Source organism: Rhizobium sp. TBD182 (genome assembly GCF_001950375.1).
GTDB lineage: Bacteria > Pseudomonadota > Alphaproteobacteria > Rhizobiales > Rhizobiaceae > Agrobacterium > Agrobacterium tumefaciens.
Genome location: NZ_BDLN01000003.1, coordinates 363,496 through 381,285, shown reverse-complemented (window position 1 = coordinate 381,285; position 17,790 = coordinate 363,496). Strand labels below are relative to the sequence as shown.

20 protein-coding genes are annotated in these 17,790 nt (G+C 59.3%); 10 read left to right on the top strand and 10 right to left on the bottom strand.

Annotated elements, in window-relative coordinates; translation table 11 throughout:
* Positions 1 to 97: 97 nt before the first annotated feature.
* The 3 genes from T18_RS14030 to T18_RS14020 form a co-directional block, all read right to left on the bottom strand.
* Entirely contained in the window at positions 98 to 1,054 is a 957-nt protein-coding gene (locus T18_RS14030) for a rhodanese-related sulfurtransferase (protein WP_038495010.1), read from the bottom strand.
* A gap of 101 nt (positions 1,055 to 1,155) precedes the next feature.
* A complete protein-coding gene (locus T18_RS14025; RefSeq protein WP_038495013.1) occupies positions 1,156 to 2,064 on the bottom strand; it encodes a CHAD domain-containing protein in 909 nt (302 codons plus the stop codon).
* Positions 2,048 to 2,536 (bottom strand): CYTH domain-containing protein, encoded by a 489-nt coding sequence (locus T18_RS14020; protein ID WP_003516240.1) that lies wholly within the window; start codon positions 2,534 to 2,536, stop codon positions 2,048 to 2,050. Before T18_RS14020 ends, T18_RS14025 begins: the two co-directional genes overlap by 17 nt.
* 171 nt (positions 2,537 to 2,707) lie before the next feature.
* On the opposite strand from T18_RS14020, the gene T18_RS14015 reads away from it, so the two are divergent.
* The 4 genes from T18_RS14015 to T18_RS14000 all read left to right on the top strand — a co-directional run bounded on the left by T18_RS14015 (position 2,708) and on the right by T18_RS14000 (position 5,171).
* Positions 2,708 to 3,346 (top strand): 2-dehydro-3-deoxy-phosphogluconate aldolase, encoded by a 639-nt coding sequence (locus T18_RS14015; protein WP_003516242.1) that lies wholly within the window; start codon positions 2,708 to 2,710, stop codon positions 3,344 to 3,346.
* A 110-nt stretch (positions 3,347 to 3,456) separates the two neighbouring features.
* Positions 3,457 to 4,152: a tellurite resistance TerB family protein gene (locus tag T18_RS14010; RefSeq protein WP_038495016.1), complete on the top strand. Its 696-nt coding sequence runs from the start codon at positions 3,457 to 3,459 to the stop codon at positions 4,150 to 4,152.
* Between the two features lie 100 nt (positions 4,153 to 4,252).
* Positions 4,253 to 4,945, top strand: a complete 693-nt coding sequence (locus T18_RS14005) for a GNAT family N-acetyltransferase (protein ID WP_019566970.1) — start codon at positions 4,253 to 4,255, stop codon at positions 4,943 to 4,945.
* A complete protein-coding gene (locus T18_RS14000; RefSeq protein WP_003516247.1) occupies positions 4,932 to 5,171 on the top strand; it encodes a hypothetical protein in 240 nt (79 codons plus the stop codon). The genes T18_RS14005 and T18_RS14000 overlap by 14 nt, the downstream gene beginning before the upstream one ends.
* Here the strand turns inward: T18_RS14000 and T18_RS13995 are convergent.
* The 3 genes from T18_RS13995 to T18_RS13985 all read right to left on the bottom strand — a co-directional run bounded on the left by T18_RS13995 (position 5,162) and on the right by T18_RS13985 (position 8,140).
* A complete protein-coding gene (locus tag T18_RS13995; RefSeq protein ID WP_003516248.1) occupies positions 5,162 to 6,223 on the bottom strand; it encodes a nickel/cobalt transporter in 1,062 nt (353 codons plus the stop codon). The two genes, T18_RS14000 and T18_RS13995, sit on opposite strands and share 10 nt — an antisense overlap.
* Positions 6,217 to 6,858: a DUF1007 family protein gene (locus T18_RS13990; protein ID WP_004430943.1), complete on the bottom strand. Its 642-nt coding sequence runs from the start codon at positions 6,856 to 6,858 to the stop codon at positions 6,217 to 6,219. Before T18_RS13990 ends, T18_RS13995 begins: the two co-directional genes overlap by 7 nt.
* Positions 6,859 to 6,961: 103 nt before the next feature.
* Positions 6,962 to 8,140, bottom strand: a complete 1,179-nt coding sequence (locus T18_RS13985; RefSeq protein ID WP_038495023.1) for a hypothetical protein — start codon at positions 8,138 to 8,140, stop codon at positions 6,962 to 6,964.
* 270 nt (positions 8,141 to 8,410) lie between these two features.
* Here T18_RS13985 and T18_RS13980 point away from each other — a divergent pair, with 270 nt between their 5' ends.
* The 3 genes from T18_RS13980 (at position 8,411) to T18_RS13970 (ending at position 11,207) form a co-directional block, all read left to right on the top strand.
* Complete coding sequence (locus T18_RS13980; RefSeq protein WP_004430950.1) at positions 8,411 to 8,698, top strand: hypothetical protein; 288 nt, start codon at positions 8,411 to 8,413, stop codon at positions 8,696 to 8,698.
* 489 nt (positions 8,699 to 9,187) lie between these two features.
* A complete protein-coding gene (locus T18_RS13975) occupies positions 9,188 to 9,835 on the top strand; it encodes an outer membrane protein (RefSeq protein ID WP_038495026.1) in 648 nt (215 codons plus the stop codon).
* A gap of 190 nt (positions 9,836 to 10,025) precedes the next feature.
* The gene (locus T18_RS13970) at positions 10,026 to 11,207 is read left to right on the top strand and encodes an MFS transporter (RefSeq protein WP_038495029.1); all 1,182 of its coding nucleotides are present in this window, start codon (positions 10,026 to 10,028) and stop codon (positions 11,205 to 11,207) included.
* 218 nt (positions 11,208 to 11,425) lie between these two features.
* Here T18_RS13970 and T18_RS13965 read toward each other — a convergent pair whose 3' ends face one another.
* The 3 genes from T18_RS13965 to T18_RS13955 form a co-directional block, all read right to left on the bottom strand.
* Complete coding sequence (locus T18_RS13965; RefSeq protein WP_038495032.1) at positions 11,426 to 12,418, bottom strand: WD40 repeat domain-containing protein; 993 nt, start codon at positions 12,416 to 12,418, stop codon at positions 11,426 to 11,428.
* 245 nt (positions 12,419 to 12,663) lie between these two features.
* A complete protein-coding gene (locus tag T18_RS13960; protein ID WP_004430957.1) occupies positions 12,664 to 13,788 on the bottom strand; it encodes a CobW family GTP-binding protein in 1,125 nt (374 codons plus the stop codon).
* A gap of 115 nt (positions 13,789 to 13,903) precedes the next feature.
* Positions 13,904 to 14,704 (bottom strand): creatininase family protein, encoded by an 801-nt coding sequence (locus T18_RS13955; protein ID WP_038495034.1) that lies wholly within the window; start codon positions 14,702 to 14,704, stop codon positions 13,904 to 13,906.
* A gap of 79 nt (positions 14,705 to 14,783) precedes the next feature.
* On the opposite strand from T18_RS13955, the gene T18_RS13950 reads away from it, so the two are divergent.
* The gene (locus tag T18_RS13950; protein ID WP_004430960.1) at positions 14,784 to 15,293 is read left to right on the top strand and encodes a MarR family winged helix-turn-helix transcriptional regulator; all 510 of its coding nucleotides are present in this window, start codon (positions 14,784 to 14,786) and stop codon (positions 15,291 to 15,293) included.
* Between the two features lie 131 nt (positions 15,294 to 15,424).
* Positions 15,425 to 16,447 (top strand): LacI family DNA-binding transcriptional regulator, encoded by a 1,023-nt coding sequence (locus T18_RS13945; RefSeq protein ID WP_004430963.1) that lies wholly within the window; start codon positions 15,425 to 15,427, stop codon positions 16,445 to 16,447.
* Between the two features lie 33 nt (positions 16,448 to 16,480).
* Here T18_RS13945 and T18_RS27175 read toward each other — a convergent pair whose 3' ends face one another.
* Positions 16,481 to 16,699, bottom strand: coding sequence for a hypothetical protein (locus T18_RS27175; RefSeq protein WP_162163081.1), 219 nt, complete (start codon positions 16,697 to 16,699; stop codon positions 16,481 to 16,483).
* Positions 16,700 to 16,747: 48 nt separating this feature from the next.
* Here T18_RS27175 and T18_RS13940 point away from each other — a divergent pair, with 48 nt between their 5' ends.
* Positions 16,748 to 17,710 (top strand): 2-hydroxyacid dehydrogenase, encoded by a 963-nt coding sequence (locus T18_RS13940; RefSeq protein ID WP_038495036.1) that lies wholly within the window; start codon positions 16,748 to 16,750, stop codon positions 17,708 to 17,710.
* Positions 17,711 to 17,790: the final 80 nt, after the last annotated feature.

The following is a 17,790-nucleotide window of genomic DNA, read 5'->3' as shown; positions in this document are numbered from 1 at the left end:
CACCCCGGACCTCATCCGGGGGCAGAGCGATCAAGTCGTTAATCGCGTAAGAGCCTTCTCACCGTGAAGACGTGCCGTGGCTGGCCGCCGATCCGCTTTAGCGCCCCAGATGGCGCTCGCCGCGCTTCTTTGCCAGTTCGATCTGCTGCTGCCGGTCGCGGAACCGCTGGCGGTCTTCTTCTGTCCGGTCGTCGTAACAGCTCGGGCAGGACACACCTTCCTCGAACAACGGGGATTGGCGCACCTGCGATGTGATCGGGTTGCGGCAGGCGTGGCAGAGCTTGTGATCGCCTTCGGCAAGACCGTGGACGACGGAGACGCGCTCGTCAAACACGAAGCAGGCGCCTTCCCACATGCTCTCTTCTTCCGGCACCTCTTCCAGATATTTCAGGATGCCGCCCTTGAGGTGAAAGACCTCATCGAACCCCTGTTCCTTCATGAAGGCGGTCGCCTTTTCGCAGCGGATGCCGCCGGTACAATACATGGCGATCTTCGGCTTGTTGTGCAGGCCGGGATTGTTCTTTACCCAGTCGGGAAACTCGCGGAAGGTCTTGGTCTTCGGGTCCACCGCGCCCTTGAAGAGACCGATCGCGGTCTCGTAGTCGTTGCGGGTGTCGATGACGATGGTGTCCGGGTCGGAGATCAGCGAGTTCCAGTCGCGCGGATCGACATAGGTGCCGACGATGCGGTTGGGATCGATGTCCGGCACGCCCATGGTGACGATCTCTTTCTTGAGCTTCACCTTCATGCGCACGAAGGGCATGTTCGATGCCCGGCTTTCCTTATGTTCCAGCGCCGTAAATTCCGGCTGCGCACGCAGGAAGGCAAGTATGGCGCGCACACCCGCATCGGGCCCGGCAATGGTGCCATTGATGCCTTCCGCCGCCAGAAGCAGCGTGCCCTTGACGCCGTTTTCCCGGCAAAGCTGAAACAGCTCGTCGCGCAGGCTTTCAAACCGCGGCAGGCGGGCGAAATGATAAAGCGCAGCCACGAGAAAATCGCCAGTGGGGTGAGGGGCGGCTTCCGGGCGGGGGAGAATGGTGGTGTCGGTCATGGGCGCTGAAATACAGCGGCGGCGGCCGCAAATCAATATTTATCCGCCGCTGCCGGTATTTTGAAAATCGTCAAATTCTCAGTCTCTTCGGGCTTTCCGGTCTACTTCGCCGCCTGCCGCCATAAAAGGCCGACGATGCGGCTTTCGGTTCTGGCGGATTCGGAGAAGACTTCGTTTGCCAGCTCAAGGCCATCTCCGCGCAGCGCCTGTTGCCTCTGAATGATTGCATCGAGAAGCAGAGCCAGTCGCTCGCCATTGCCGAAACGCTCCGGTTCCCGGTCCGCAAAGGCTGCAAGGACCGAAAGATCGTGCTCGTGGCCGAGGATGTCGACCAGCCGCTTGGTGTCGGCCCGCTTGGCGCGCATGGCCGATGGCCAGAGGCGGCGCAGAAGGCCGAGATGCATCCAGTAGGCCTGGCCCGCCTTGCGCAATTCGTGGAAATGTTCGACGTCGGCCTGCTCATGGCAGTCGGCAAGTGCTTTACGCGCCCTCTTCCTCTGCTTCGCCCACCCGGTCTTCACCAGCCTTGTCACATCCTTAAGCTCGTCCGGCAGCGACACTGCCTTCAGCTTCTTGCGTGCTTCCTCGCAGCCGGCGATGGCGGCCGCAATGGCCTCGTCGAGACCTGCCTCATGTTCGATGGCGTGGTCGCGGCGCTTGCGCAGGACTGTCGCGATCGATCGCAGCGCCTTTCCTTGCGTCGTGGAGGCCGCGAAAGTCTCGAGATACTCCACCGTCTCCACCAGCGCCGTCGCTTCCCGCGCAAAAGCGAGCGAGCGGGCGATGTCGCGAAAGCGGGCGTTTTCCTCTTTGCTGAAATCGGGTGCTGCCCTGGCGATGAGGCGGTAGAGGGCGCGCAGCCGCTTGAACCGCTTGCGGGCATCGTGCACCGCCTCATGGCGCCCGGAAGGCTGGTCGCGAAGGCTGATTATCGCCTCTTCGATGAGTTCCAGTCCCGCGCGGCGGATTTCATCGTCGAACGGTTTGTTCGGGTCAATCCTGAAGGGCATCCGCCAAGTCTCCGTGGGGACAGTCCATGGCGAGCGACTGGTTGGAGAAGCGACGGTCGCCCGTTACCTCCTTGCCAAGCCAGGAGGGCAGATCGGGGTTGGCGTTCTCGTCGTCCATCTCTACCTCCGCCACGATCAGCCCCTTGTATTTACCCTCGAAAACATCGACTTCCCAAGTGAATCCACCGTGATCAACCGTGTGGCGCATCTTCTCGATCACCACGCCGGGGGCGCTGGCCATCAATTCTTCCGCGTCATTCAGTGGAATGGAATATTCATATTCATCGCGGACGAGCGAACTCGCGCCGATCTTGATGGTCAGTGTCGCGTCAAGCCCGTTGACGATCCTGACCCGGACCGAACGATTTTCCAGCGAGGCGACATATGCCTGCCGGAAAGCCATGCTACGCGTCACTTCATTACGCCATTCATCGCCTGCAACCAGAAACTTCCGCTCGATTTCCTTGGCCATGCTGTCTCCGTAAACCGGTGCGCCAGATTATCGCATGAAGACGTCATAAAGAAGCGAATAGATTGAAGTATCTGGATAAAAATGGTCTTGCCATGCCTCGACATCAAGGCCGGGGCAGGCTAATCGATAAACCGGATTTCAATCGTTTCAATCGCGCAAGGGAGGCTTATCTTGGCCCAGGACTCCGAAAAACTGCTCTCCATCCTCAAGCTGCAGCCGGTTGTGCCGGTGCTGATCGTGGATGATGCCGCTTCCGCCGTGCCGCTCGCGCGCGCTCTGGTCGCAGGTGGCCTGAAGGCAATCGAGATCACCATGCGCACGCCCGCGGCACTCGATGCCATCCGTGCGGTTGCGGCGGAAGTGGAGGGCGCCCATGTCGGCGCTGGCACCATCCTCAACGCCAAAGATTTCGAGGCGGCCGCTGAAGCCGGTTCCACCTTCATCGTCAGCCCCGGCATCAACAAAAGCGTGCTGGAAGCTGCGCGCGCCTCCAACGTGCCGCTGCTTCCAGGGGCCGCCACGGCAAGCGAAGTCATGGCGCTGCGCGACGAAGGCTACAAGGTGCTGAAGTTCTTCCCGGCGGAACAGGCCGGTGGCGCGCCATACCTCAAGGCACTGTCCTCGCCGCTCGCCGGCACGGTGTTCTGCCCGACCGGCAGCGTCTCGCTGAAGAATGCCAATGACTATCTTTCCCTGCCGAACGTCGTCTGTGTCGGCGGTTCCTGGGTTGCTCCGCGCGAACTGGTGGCAACGGCTGACTGGGCCGGCATCACCAGGCTCGCCGCCGAAGCCGCAGCACTGCGCGGCTGATCTACTACTTCTTCAAGCCCGTTCACGAAGGCGTGAGCGGGTTTGTCATTTGTATTCGTGCCATGGCTCCCTATCTTCCCGTGTAGACTTTACCCTCACAGGAGATTTTGATGTTCGACGCCAAGAAGCTTCTTGAACAATTCCTCGGCTCACAGGTGCCGGGCCTTTCGGGAAGCGTCCGTGACAGAGCCGGGCAGGCCGCCGATATCGCCAAGAACAATCCGATGAAGGCCGGTGCGCTCGCCGCCGCCATTCTGGGCACCAAGACCGGCCGCAAGCTCGCCGGCAATGTCGCCACCATCGGCGGCGTCGCGGCCATCGCCGGTCTCGGTTATCTCGCCTACAAGAATTACAAATCCGGGCAGGCGCCTGAAGTAGCTCAAAAACCCGAGCCGGAGCTTCTCGCCCCGCCCGCCGATTCCGCCTTCCATCCGCAGTCCCCCGCCCTTTCCAACGATTTTGCGCTGAAACTCATCCAGGCGATGATTGCCGCTGCCAAGGCAGACGGCCATATCGACGAAAAAGAGCGCGCCAACATCATGGATAAGGTGCAGGTGTCCGGCCTCGACACTGAAGCCGAGCGGTTCCTCGAAAAGGAACTGGCCGATCCGCTGGATATCGACGCACTGGTGGCTGCTGCCCGCACAGAGGAGCAGAAGGTGGAAATCTACACCGCCTCGCGTCTTGCCATAGAGGCCGATACGCGGGCGGAGCGCGGTTATCTCGATCTGCTTGCCGGGCGGTTGGGATTGCCCGATGCGCTGGTCGATCATATCGAGTCGACGGTGGTGGCGGCGAAGGTTTGAGGTTAGAAGAGGGGGGTGAACCACGCCCCCCTGCCGTATATGCACTGTTGTCATCCAGCCCCGCTTGGCCTAATCCTTCTCCCAGACAATGGGGAAGAGAATGCGCGATCTGAGTGATTTTAAGGGATGTCCGGCGCCGCAGCCGGTGACGCTGAAGGGCCGTTATGTGACGGCGGAAACGTTTGATCGCGACAGGCATCTTGCAAGGCTCTGGACTGCGCTTGGTGGTGAGGGGGTCAATGCGCTTCTCAAATATTTCCCGCAAAGCGGCTTTGCCGATGCTGCAGCCTTTGGTGACTGGCTTGTCAACGCGGGTGATAAACTCAACTGGGTGACATTGGTTTTCGTTGAAAATGCCACCGGTGACGTCGTCGGAATGGCAAGCTACATGCGGCCCGATCCCGCCAATGGCGTAGTCGAGGTCGGTTCGGTTGCCCATGGCGCCAGGATGAAGCGCTCGCCGCTTTCGACCGAAGCGCATTATCTGATGGCGAAACACGTTTTCGAGGATCTGGGTTACCGCCGCTACGAGTGGAAATGCCACAATCAAAACGAACCCTCCAAGATCACGGCGAAGCGTTACGGCTTCACCTTCGAGGGTGTGTTCCGCCAGCACATGATCTCCAAGGGTGCCAACCGCGATACGGCGTGGTTTTCCATGATCGACGGCGAATGGCCGTTGATTGGCAAGGCGTTTGAAATCTGGCTTTCGCCGGAGAATTTTACGGCCGATGGCGCGCAGAAGCGCAAGCTTGAGGATATCCGCGCGGAGCTCGCCCATGACCACGCCTGAAAAGAAGGCTGGCTCTGGCCGTAAAGACTGGTCGCCGGGCCTTGCAGCCGCTGGCATCATCCTTGGTTTTGGGCTGGTGTTTTACGTGATGCCGAAAATCATGCTGTGGCTGGGGGATTATTCGCCCTTTCTTGCCGCGGCGTTTGGCTCGGTGGTGGTGCTGTGCTTTTTCCTGCTGTTCTGGCTGCGCGCCCGCTACCAGCGCCGCCGCGACAGTCAGAACTGAAGCGACGCGCCAAGCAGCATAAGGCCCATTAAAAGCACGAACAGCGCACCGGCAATCTCGATCGCGTGGCTGATGCCCGCTGCCCTGCGGCTTCCGGGGCCGGCGAAGCGCACGGCAAGCCCCTTGGCCGAGACGGCCATGATGGCAAGCAGCGATACGGTGATGGCGGTACCCAGCGACATGGCAAGCACGGAAAGCACGCCGCCGAGAAAAATCCCGTTCAAGAGCGCAAAGCTCATGACGATGATGGCGCCGGAGCATGGCCGCAGGCCAACTGCGATGATGGCCGACCACGCTTCGTGCAGGCTGAAATTCTTGCCTTTGAGAAGCAGCGGATCGGGCGCGTGCGATTTTCCGCAGGAGACGCAAAGATCACCTGTGCCGCTATGGGCGTGGTCCGCGAAAACCGGCTTGCCCTGAAACCTGAGGCCCGTGCCCATGCCCGTGGTTCTGACTGCTGTTGCTTCCCCCGCAACGGCGAAGGCGGCAACCGGTACGCGCCGGATGCGCAGCGACCAGAGCTTGCGTAGCAGAAGCCAGGCGCCGAACAGCGCCACCATGGCAAAGCTGGCGATCTCCATTGCCTGCGTGGCTTTCGTCATGGTGATGGAGGTGCCGCGCAGCACGAGCCAGGCTGCGACAACGAGGCCGATGGCCATTGCGCCCTGAATGAGTGCTGAAATGAAGGAAATGAGAATGCCGCGTTTCAGCTGCGTTTCATTGGCGATCATATAGGAAGAGATGACAGCCTTGCCGTGGCCAGGACCGGCGGCATGAAAGACCCCGTATGCAAAGGAGAGGCCAACCAGCGATGCCATCGCCCAATTGTCTTCGCGCATGGCTTTCAGGGCACCGGTCAGCGCCCGGTAGAACATCTGCTGGTGCACGTTGATCCATTGCATCAGCGGCGCGAACGGCCCGCCAGGGGCAAAGGACGGCTCGGCCGAGCCTATGCCGAGCGGCGATTGCGCATGGGCAGCACCTGCCACAGCCAGCACGCAGATCGCGGCGATGGTCAGGTGTCCGCAAAGGCGCCCGTTTCGGCTCAGCATGTCACCTCCAGCCGGGTGGCGAAGAGTTTGGTCATGTCTGTGCCGGTCGGGTCGTTGAAGAAAGCGTCGGTGAGCGAACTCTGGTTTTGTGAGATCACCTCGTCCGGGTCGGGGCGCACGACATGGTGCTTGCAGGCGGCGAGATCCTTGCCGACGGTCGCCAGATCGCCGTCTTTCGCAAAATCGATCGCCGTATACATGGTCGGGTCCCACGCGCCGAAGCTGAGCTTGCCCTTGATGGAAAGCGGCGTGTTTGGCTTGACGGAAAAGAACATCAGGATCTGCTTGTCCTTGTAGTCCACATGAATGGTGTCGGGCTTTGCGAAATCCACCTGTTTTCCATTGGCGGTAATGAAGGTGTAATAGGAATATTCGCCAAGCGATTCACGCACGGTGTTGCCGATTTCGGCCAGCTCGTTCTTGTCCAGCTTCAGGTCGCCGTTCTTGTCGTAATCCATCACCACGCTTGCCGAGAACATCTCGTCGAAACGCCAGATGTTGCGCACCTCCTGGATGGTACCGTTCGGCCCCTCGACGATTTCCATGCGCGCTTCGGCGAAAATATGCGGATGTGCCGCGGCGGCAACGGGAATGGAGGTCAGGCCAGCCGCAAGGAGCAAAAGTCGTCTGTTCATTATCCGGTCTGTCCTGCCTTCGAATCTCGGAGCTGGATTCTAGCAGAAATTGGGACCGAATTTCGACCTGATATGCGCTTTGGTGATGTGGCTGCCCTATGTTTCAGAATGTGCCGGTGAAACGCGAGGTGACGCTTGATCCGCTATAGGACAGGTCGGTGTCGCGCTCGCCATGCAGAAGGCGGTTGAATTCCACCTCCAGCTTGCTGTTCTTGCCGGTATCGAAGGACAGTGTGGCCACCAGCCTGCGTTCGCTGGTATCGTAATTGTAATAGATCCAGTCCTTGTGGACACGCTGCAGCGCCAGGTCCAGCCCCACCTTGTCGGTGAGCTTGCTTTTAACCACGAACTGCCAACGGCGGTGGAACTCGGCAATGGGATCATCAGGGTCGAAAAGCGCATAATCCTGGGAGAAGCCAGCACCGAAGGCGATGCGGTCGGTAGCCTTCACCTCGGCTTCGGCCCTGAGATAGGGCCGGGTGCGCTTCACCTTGTCGCTGATATCGTCGCCGGAAATGGACGTCAGGCCCCCTTCGGCCAGAACGGCAAAGTGTTCGGAAAACTTGAAACCGTAGGCAAGTGATCCCCGCAACGTGCTGGCCGGAAAACGCTCGTATTTCTCCTGCTGGCTTTCCGGCACGACAATGCGGTCATAAGCAATTGTCAGTCCGGCCTCGCCGCCGGCCAGCGGGCGCACATGTTCGGCCTTGAGCGACAAGAGCGCTTCATTGGCCTCCAGGCGGGTGGGCTCGAAATAGGCCGGACGAAAACGCGCCCTGCCTTTCATCAGGCTGGCAAAACCCGCCGTCAGCGTGTTCTTTCCGCCAAGAGCAAGGATGCCGAGCTGTGTCGATGCCTCCAGCTTGTGGTCCAGTCGCCGGTAACCGATGTCTTCTTCCGGCAGATGCAGGAAGATATCGCCGGCATCGCTGCGTGTGCCACGCAGTTCCACGGCCCATTCCAGCCGCTCCGACAGACGCCTGGTCAGCCCCAGGCTGGCAATGGTGTTGTGTTCATTGGCAAAACGGTAACGGGGGAGGCGAACCTCCTCATGCTCGAGCGAATAACGCAGTTCCGTGCCATCAAGCACGAACTTTCCGTTAAGCCCGAAGCCGGCGCGCAGCGAAATCGCCTTCAGCCGGTTGGTATCGCCGAAGTAATTGGTGTCGTAGCCGATGCCGGTTTTATAGGTGATATTGTGTTCATCGGCGTTTTCCCCCGCCTGCGCACCGCAGGTGCAGGCAAGCCCAAGAACAAGCGCGATGTATCCTCCCAGCCGCATTTGCATCTCCGGTCTCTAATTAAGCAATATCTTATATTTGGATGGTTAATAAAGTTTCAGGGGCGATATATTGTCGAGGCCGGAAGTCATGGTGTATTCCACGGAAATCCCAAAAGAATACACCGGCGCCAATCGCGTAAAACTTGATTAAAATCACCAGTATTAAAGTTAATTATTTATTGTAATATTAGACTTTGCTTGAATTAGAATCCTCTAAATATACAGTTCGACTACGCCATGGGGCGTGATCAAACATAAGAGGAGAGAGAAATGATTGCCAAATTTGCTTGCATAGCCGCTGTTCTTACTGTCGCTTCCGTTGGTCAAGCCAATGCCGGTGGTCTGCTGGGCGGTATCCTGTCCGGAAACAGCAACAAGGGCGGCGCACTCGTCGTCGTGTCGCCAAGCATCGATCTGGGTGTCAGCGGTATCCTGTCCAATAACGGGATTTTGAACGGCAACAAGACCGGTATCCTGAATGGCCTTCTCAACGGCAACAAGACTTCCGTCGATGTCATCGACAACAAGAACGATGGCGGCAAAAAGCGTCGCCACTAATGGTGCAGATCGAAAATCGACAGGGATTTTCGGCGTGAACGATGCGCGCAGGATATAAGCCGGAAGCAGTCCTCCAGCTACGTGTGTATGACACACGGTGCTTCCGGAAATAACAAACGGCGCATCGCATGACTGCAAGGGGGCCTTCGGGCTCCCTTCTTTTTGTTTTATGTGGCCGCCAATGACTGCACACACAAAACTGCGAGATGGCCACTACTCATGAGGGTTTTGTGACGCGATCGCTGTCGTCATATGTCGGGACGCACGGTTCGGGATCATCCGCGCGAGTTCTAATCTATATTTGATAAATATTGGCAATATTAACGGGAATACGTTCTGCAAGGGCCTTTTTGTCCGTGCCGTTTACGCGATTTTAACCACGATGTTCTTCAATCTAGGGGTGCGTCAACCCCGTCATTACGCTGCGTTTCTGGTCGCGAAAACTCGCATCACGCAGGTGCCGGGATGGTATTTTCAAGGAGCTATCGCATGTTGAAACGATCTCTTCTCGCCCTCGGCCTGCTCGGCATTCTTTCTGACGCATCCGTTGCCGCCGACGCCGTCGGCGATATTCCAGCGGCACCGGTCGTCAACGATGTTGCACCTGCCTTTTCCTGGGACGGTGTTTATGTCGGTGCTTCCGCCGGTTATGGCTGGAACCGCGTGAAGTCGACCACTTTCGGTGTCACCACGAAGCATGAATTTGACGGCGGCCGTTTTTCCGGTTTCGCTGGTTATAACGCTGAAGTGGCCCCCTCCATCATTCTGGGTGTCGAGGGCGATCTCGGTTATGCCTGGGGCGACAAGACCATCGTCACCAGCGAGGTTTCCGCAGGCCTGAACGGCTCCGCGCGTCTGCGCGCCGGTTATGCGATCGACCGGGCGCTGATCTACACCGCTGCCGGCTACACCGCGACGGACAGCGAAGTGAAGGCGCCCTTCGGTGAGGACAGCAAGGTGCTGCACGGCTGGACGGTCGGCGCGGGTGTAGACTATGCCTTTACCAACAACCTGTTTGGACGCGTCGAATATCGTTACAACGACTTCGGCAAGGCAACCTACCATACCGGTCCGATCACTTCGACCGGCGATGTCAGCGAACACGTCGTCAAGGTTGGCCTTGGCGTGAAGTTCTGACGGTTTTTCCGTCTTCGACAAGGGGCGGCGCAAGCGCTGCGACGCCCCGGTGCTCAGGGAAACAGGGGTGGCGTGCTTCGTGACGAACGAAAACACACATCGCCTTCCGCTCGGGCTTGAACAGCATACCCTTTTGGTGTGATGGTGGCATCAATCCACTTCCCGCTGCCGATCTCCAGTCGATTCCCCCATGCTACAGAAAAACACCTCGCCGGGCGTTTTTGATCGTCAGGCCTATATGATTGCCGTGCTGGTCTTCATCGCCGGCGGCACCAATGCGGCTGTTGTGCCATTTATCGGTTTTTACATCATACAGGTCCTTGGTCACCCGCCGGCCACGCTTGGTCTCTACAGCGTGACGGCAATGGTTGCTTCGATCATCGCCAGCCGCACTTATGGCGAACGTGTCGATGCCGGTGTGCGCGTGCGGCCATTGCTGCTGCTCTCTGTGTTTGGTGCTTTTATCGCAGCGGCGGCGGCGACCTCCGGGCATCTGGCATTGCTCGTGGCGGTGACGGCAACGGGAATGGGGCTTTCCAACGCCGCCAGTACCCTGATTTTCAGTTATGGTCGCTATTATGGCCGGGTAAAAGCACTGGATGCACCTGCCTATAACGCCTTTCTGCGGACAATGGTGTCGCTGGCATGGATGCTGCTTCCGGCCGCCGCCTATCTGATCCTCGATCTTGCCGGTGCGCAGGCCGTGTTCATGAATGCCATGCTGATGGCGGCCATCTGGGGCGGGCTTGCCCTTGCCTTCGTGCCGCGCGGTCAGACATGCCCGATGGAACGACGGAAAGAGGGCGACAACGATACGCGGCGCAACCTGCCATTGTTGATGGCGGCAGCGGCCAGCTTCTGCATGTCTTTCGCCCACGCCCTGTGCGCCTCGGCCCTGCCGGTATTTCTGGTGCGCGAGGTGGGCCTGCCGGATTACGTGCCGGGCCTGTCGCTCAGCGTCAAATGCGCGATGGAGGTTCTGCTGATCCTGCTTGCGCCAAGGATCATGCGCCGGGTCAGCGCCCGCATCCTTCTTTGTATCTCTGCGGCGATGGCAATCGTCGCCTTCAACGTCATAGCCTCGGTCCAGACCCTTCCGGCCATGTTGTTCGGAGCAGCACTTGAAGGGGCCTATTACGGGCTTTGCGCCGGAACGTGCCTCACCTTCGTGCAGGGCTTTGCGCGCGGCCGCACCGCGCGGGCGACCGCGCTCTACATGAATTCCATCTTCCTTGCCGGGTTGTTTGCAGTGCCGCTTATGGGGTTTGTGTCGCAATATGCGAGCTTCGGTACGTCGATCAGACTTGCTTCGGTTGGTGCAGGGGCAGCCCTGCTGCTGCTGTTCCTGACGCGGCGTCAGGTCAGCGAATAGCGAGACAATGCCGAGGTTTTCTGGCGCTGACACCTACCAGCCCTCATGCCTGTGCTTGTCACAGGAATCCAGTCGATGCGCGTCTGCGTGGCGAAAACAGTCCCTTGCAGCCCAAGTACTTGGGCTGTCTAGATTCCCGTGACGAGCACAGGAATGAGGGCGGAGATTGAGCCGTATCGAGCCATCCGTCGAAACCGGACGTGCGCCTGTTGTTGTCGTTACGCTGAAATATCGACAATGCCGCAGTCGCCTGCCTCGGAGGCAAATGCGAGCAGTTTGCCGGTGGCGCTCCAGTCCATGCCGGTAATGGCGCCCTTGCCGGGGCGGCGAAGCAGGGCTTCCTTGCCATCCGCAAGCCGCACGCCAAGGATCATGCCGTCAATGAAGCCAATGGCCAGCACATCTTCCAGCGGGTGAAAGGCGACATTGGTAGCCATGATGTTGGCGCGGCTACCAAGTTCTTCGGGTGCCTTGCCCATCGGGCCGTCCTTGCCGGAAAACGGCCAGACGATCGCGGCCGGGGCACCTGATGAGGCGAGCCACTTGCCCTTTGCCGACCACGAAACGGATTTCACCTTGGCGGGATAGCCCGTCATGCGCATATGGCGGGCTTCCATGCCGCCCTTGGTGGCCTCCATCTTCCAGCCATGCAGGGCGTTTTCCTGCATGGTGGTGACGAGGAACTTACCGTCAGGCGAGAAGGTGACGCCGGTATGGGCACCTTTCCATTCCAGATCGACCGGATCGCCTGCACTCGCCACCCAATGCAGCGTCACGCCGTTATAGCGTGCAACAGCAATGCGCAGGCCCTTGGGCGCGAAGGCTATTGCCTCCACCGTGCGTTCTTCCTTGAATTCCTTGACCGTGCCGTCCGAGAGGCGCACGAAGCTGGACTTGCCGACACCATAAGCGACCGCCTTCTGCGGACCGCCGGCAACGACGCCCACCCATTTGCGCGGCACATTGGCCAGCTCGCTGAGGCTGCCATCATGGCCAATGCGCAGCACGCGCCCGTCCTCGCCGCCCGACAGCAGCGTGGCGCTATAGGGATCGCGGATGCAGGTCAGCAGACCCTCATGCGCCTCAGTGACCTTCTCGCCGCCATCCAGCCGGTGAATGGTGCCGGCGGCGGTGGCAAACAGCGGAATGTCGCCGAGAAAATGGGTCGAGACCACGTGGCCTTCGATATCAAGCGGGGCAACAGTCGGCATGGGGCATCGGTCTTTCGTCTATGTGTTTGTCATTGATGGATTTCGGTCGCAGACCAGGTCGGGAAGACCCGTTGGTGCGGTTTCAACCCGTGGCGTCAAGGTCGGTCCTCGGGTCATACCCGGGGGATCACTCGACCATCCATATGCTGGCCGCAATGGCTCCTCGGGTCAAGCCCGAGGATGACGTCGAAAGCGAGGAAGGGCACCGAAAACGCCAAGGGTGGCACGGTGCCCCGTCAAGGATGTCAAGCCGTGGCAAGGCAGGCGTTGAAGCTCTTTTCCAGCTTTTCGCGGTCGAGTTCGCGGCCGATGAAGACAAGGCGGCTTTCGCGCTTTTCGCCTTCCTTCCACGGGCGCTGGTGATCGCCCTCGATGATCATGTGCACGCCCTGCACCACGTAACGTTCCGCATCGCCCTTGAATGCGATGATGCCCTTGAGGCGCAGGATGTTCGGGCCGTCCGTCTGGGTGACCTTCTGGATCCACGGGAAGAAGCGCTCAGGGTTCATTTCGCCGCCGCGCAGCGACACCGACTGCACCGTCACGTCATGGATCGGGGAGGCCGCGCCATGGTGGTGGTGATCGTGGCCGTGGTCATGATCGTGGTGCGCGTGATCATGGTCGTGATGATGGTGGTCATGGCCGTGATCGTGCCCATGATCATGGTGGTGGTGGTCGCAATCAGGACCGCACGCGTGATCCTCGTGGCCGTGCTCGAGGAAGTGCGGATCGTTTTCGAGCGCACGTTCCAGATTGAAGGCGCCCTGGTCGAGAACGCGGGCAAGATCGACGCCGGAACGGGTGGTCTTGTAGATGCGCGCAGAGGGATTGATGGCGCGCACGATATCCTCGATGCGGGCGACTTCTTCCGGCGAAACGAGATCGGTCTTGTTGACGATAACGACATCGGCAAAAGCGATCTGGTCTTCGGCTTCGCGGCTGTCCTTCAGGCGCAGCGGCAGGTGCTTGGCATCGACAAGTGCGACCACCGCGTCAAGCTCGGTCTTGGCGCGCACGTCGTCATCCATGAAGAAGGTCTGGGCGACCGGAACGGGATCGGCAAGGCCAGTGGTCTCGACAATGATGCCGTCGAATCGGCCGGGCCGGCGCATCAGGCCTTCGACCACGCGGATCAGGTCGCCGCGCACCGTGCAGCAGACGCAGCCATTGTTCATTTCGTAGATTTCTTCGTCGGATTCGACGATCAGATCGTTGTCGATGCCGATCTCGCCGAATTCGTTGACGATGACAGCGTATTTCTTACCGTGGTTCTCGGACAGGATACGGTTGAGAAGCGTCGTCTTGCCGGCGCCTAGATATCCCGTCAGGACGGTGACTGGAATGGGCTTGGCTGGTGCTGTTTCGGTCATGGAAACCTCGCGTGGAGAAAGGCCGGTTGAGGCCTCAAGGAATAAGTGTCGACGTCCATATAGGCGCGACGTTCGGGCAGTTCAAAGGGATTCTGGCCGGTTTCGGCGCAGTTTTTCAAATTTTGTTATGAAATAACGTTATGTCAAAAGCGTGGACGTCTTCAAGCAGTTCGACAAGGCCCGAAACGGCATGGGAAATGATCCTTTCGCCCTTCTCGGCTGAGGCGGCGGCGGCGTTTCCGGCAACGCCATCAGGGTTGAGGTCGCTCATAAGCCAACCGAAAGCGTGTGGACCATAGGCACGCAGATGCCTGAAACGGCTGGCGAAATCGCTCTGGCGGGAGGGGAAGTTGACGGCTTTTTCCATCGCCACCCGCTCCGGGCAAAGCGCCAGCATGACCGACGTCTCGATATCGCCACCATGGATATCGATCGCCTTGTCTTCAGGCTTCACGATATCCGCCGGCACGCCGAAACGAGTCCAGCTGGTGGCGACCGCCAGCATACCGAAGCGGGCGCGCGCCTCGGTGGCGACGATGGTCATCAATGGCGAATTGCCGCCATGGGCGTTCAACATCACGAATTTGCGCACGCCTTTTTCATATTCGGCCTTAGCAATGCCGAGCCAGCGCTCAACGGCCTCATCGTAACGCAACGACTTCGTGCCCGGCACATTCATGTGCTCGATGGAATATCCAATGGGCTCCACCGGCAGGAAGGAGACCGGCAGACCGGCGGGCAAAACAGCAGCCAAACGGGAGACAATGCCCGCCGCAATCAGCGTGTCTGTCTCGAAGGGCAGGTGCGGCCCGTGCTGTTCGTGCGCACCGAGCGGCAGCACTGAAATTGCACCTGTTGCGCGAAGATGAGGGTCTGTTACGTTTTCGTCGTGATAATGCGTGTATGAGTTTGGCATCTGGCAGTCCGCGCGTGCATTCGGTAAGGATTTCCAGCAACATATATCGGTTCCGCCACAGGGTAAAAGGCACTCGCATATGAGCAAGGACAAAACTGGGCATAAGGACAAGGGCGCCAAAAAGGACAAGGGCACCAAGAAAGTAAAGGACGCCAAAAAGAGGGATGAGAATTTCAACCCTGAGGAACTGGCGCAATCCATCACCCAGGCCGCCCGTTCCATGCGCACGGCGTTGAGCCACAGCCTTGCCGAAAGCGGCCTTTATGCCGGGCAGGACGGCGTTATTCTGGCGTTGGCGCAGGAAGGCAGCCTCACGCCTGGGCAGATCGCCCAGAAACTTGGTGTCAAGGCGCCGACCATGACGCGAACCATCGGCCGCATGGAAGCCCAGGGCTTCGTGGAGCGCAGTGGCGATGACGAGGATGGCCGCGTAACACTGGTGAAACTGACGGAGACAGGCCTGAAAAGCGTCGAACATATCAACGTATCCATCGCAAATTGCGGTGCGCGGGCGATTGAGGGGCTTTCGGCCAAGGACATCAGGACGGTGGTTAAACTTCTCAAGGTGATCGATACCAACCTTCAATAATTTGTTGAGTTTTTAAAAACCACTGTCTTTTTGTTGATATTCCTTAAACCGGTTGCGGATTTTGTTTAAATTGTTTAATTGCGATTTAAACAGAAACGTCTGTCAATGACATGGGTTTGGGGAGAAATGCCGTGGCACAAAAGATCAAACTGTCGACAATCGCCGAAAGCCTCGGTCTATCGACTGCCACCATCTCCCTTGCATTGCGCGACAGTCCGCTGGTCGCCTCTGACACTCGCGACAAGATCAAGGAACAGGCACGGGCGCTCGGTTACATCTACAACCGCCGGGCCGCCAGCCTGCGCACCTCGCGCTCCGGCATTATCGGCGTGGTGTTCCACGATGTGATGAACCCGTTTTATGGTGAAATTCTCAAGGCCATCGAAACCGAGCTGGATCGCAGCCGCCAGACCTTCATTCTGTCCAACCATTATGATTCGGTTGAAAAACAGCGCACCTTCATCGAAACGCTGCTGCAACTAGGTTCTGATGGTATCATCATGTCGCCCGCCATCGGCACGCCGATCGAGGACATGACGCTGGCTGAGGAAAACGGCATGCCCGCCATTCTGGTGGCCCGCTCGCTCGAGGGCGTCGACATGCCGACCTATCGCGGCGACGACAGCTATGGCATTTCGCTTGCGACCAATCATCTGATCAGTCTTGGCCATCGCACCATCGCCATGGTTGGTGGTACCGACCAGACCTCGACCGGCCGCGATCGTTATCAGGGTTATGTCAACGCGCTGCGCAAGGCGGGAATCGAGGTCGATCCGAACCTGCGTATTCCCGGCCCACGCTCCAAGCAGGGCGGTTTCGAGGCCGCCGTGCATTTCCTGTCGCTGCCGCAGAAGCCCACCGCTGCCGTCTGCTGGAACGATCTGGTCGCCATCGGCCTGATGAACGGCATTTCGCGCGCCGGACTGGTGGCGGGCGTGGATATTTCCGTGACGGGTTACGACGATCTGGAGGAGGCTGCCATCGCCACGCCGGCGCTGACCACGGTGTCCAACGGACAGGCCGAGGTGGGGCGCCTTGCGGCGCGAGCGCTTCTGGACAGGCTGGCGGGCAGCCACGAGCCGGATGGCGTGCACCTCATCAAGCCGGAAATGCGCATCCGCCAGTCGACAGGGCCGGTGCGTCCGAGGGTTTGAGCAGCGTTTCCCTCTCTTTCGTCATTCCGGCCTTCAGCCTAAAGCCAGCCAGCTCAAGCCCTTGAGCTGGAAAGACTCTTTGCGCCCCGCCGACGCGCGCCTGAAGTCCGGCATGACGGAGGCGGGCGCGTAAAAAAAACGGCATGAAACTTCCGTCTGCCCCCATAGCTTCCCCTTATTGCCCTTTTCACGGCCGCCGTTGTTTGAAAAGATCGCGGCCCAGAAGAGCGGGATGGCGAGTGGTTCGCCCATGCATCAGCTCTGACGATATCGGAATGCAATCAGGAGGAATATCCACCCATGTCTGACAGACAAGCCGTCGTTCTCGTTCCCGGCAAGATCAACCCGCGCGTGCTCGAACGCCTCGAAGGCAAGGTCGAGATCGTGACAGTGCCCGCCGGTGCTGAGCCGGTTCTGCCTGATGGTGCGGCTGAGCGCATTAATGCCATCGCCGTTTCAGGCGTCGTCAACGCCAAATGGATCGATGCGCTGCCGAAACTCGAGATCATTGCCAATTTCGGCGTCGGTTACGATGGCGTTGATGCCAAACATGCCGCCACGCGCGGGATCGTGGTGACCAATACGCCCGACGTGCTGAACGACGAAGTTGCGGACACGACGATTGCGCTGCTGATCAACACGGTTCGTCGTCTCTATCAGGCCGAAACCTGGCTGCGTGAGGGTAAATGGGTTGGCGAAGGGCCCTTCGCGCTTTCGCCGTTTTCCCTGCGCGGCCGCAAGGTCGGCCTGTTCGGCATGGGCCGCATTGGCCAGGAAATCGCCAAGCGGCTGGAGCCATTCAAGGTGGAGATCGGCTATCATACCCGCAGCAAGCGCGATGGCCTGCCCTATACCTATCACGGTTCGCTGAAGGAGATGGCGCAGGCTGTCGACACGCTGATCTGCATCGTGCCCGGCACCCCGGAAACGCACAAGGCGATCAACGCGGAAATCCTCTCGGCACTTGGTCCGCAGGGCGTGTTCATCAATGTCGGACGCGGCTCCAGCGTCGATGAGGATGCGCTTTTGCAGGCCCTCAAGAGCGGTGCGGTGGGTGCTGCCGGTCTCGATGTGTTCTACGCAGAACCGAAGGTGCCGGAAGCGTTCCTGTCACTGCCGAACGTTTCCCTGCTGCCGCACGTCGCCTCTGCGTCCATCCCGACGCGCAACGCGATGGCCGATCTGGTGGCCGACAATATTCTCGGCTGGTTTAGTGATGGCAAGGTGCTGACGCCGGTGCCGGAAACGCCGGTTAAGGTATAACACCTCTCCGCCGTCATCCTCGGGCTTGTCCCGAGGATCCAACCAGGTAGCGTTAAATCAATCGGTTGCAGATGCTCGGG